Source organism: Priestia sp. 3CA3 (assembly GCF_056836725.1).
In genome coordinates this window covers 1-243 of the sequence record NZ_JBXENJ010000055.1, presented here as the reverse complement: position 1 = coordinate 243, position 243 = coordinate 1, and the positions used below count along the sequence as shown (strand labels likewise).

The window sequence follows — 243 nt, the reverse complement described above, 5'->3', positions numbered from 1 at the left end:
AAGCGCCCGTAGCTCAATTGGATAGAGCGTTTGACTACGGATCAAAAGGTTAGGGGTTCGACTCCTCTCGGGCGCGCCATAAACGGGAAGTAGCTCAGCTTGGTAGAGCACTTGGTTTGGGACCAAGGGGTCGCAGGTTCGAATCCTGTCTTCCCGACCATTTATGGGGCCTTAGCTCAGCTGGGAGAGCGCCTGCCTTGCACGCAGGAGGTCAGCGGTTCGATCCCGCTAGGCTCCACCAAT

At 57.2% G+C, this 243-nt stretch carries 3 tRNA genes; all 3 read left to right on the top strand.

Annotation, left to right across the window (positions count from 1 at the left end):
* The first annotated feature begins 2 nt into the window (after positions 1-2).
* The 3 genes from AC1VNJ_RS26980 (at position 3) to AC1VNJ_RS26970 (ending at position 241) form a co-directional block, all read left to right on the top strand.
* Positions 3-79, top strand: a tRNA-Arg gene (locus AC1VNJ_RS26980).
* Between the two features lie 4 nt (positions 80-83).
* Positions 84-160, top strand: a tRNA-Pro gene (locus AC1VNJ_RS26975).
* A gap of 5 nt (positions 161-165) precedes the next feature.
* Positions 166-241, top strand: a tRNA-Ala gene (locus tag AC1VNJ_RS26970).
* Positions 242-243 lie beyond the last annotated feature (2 nt).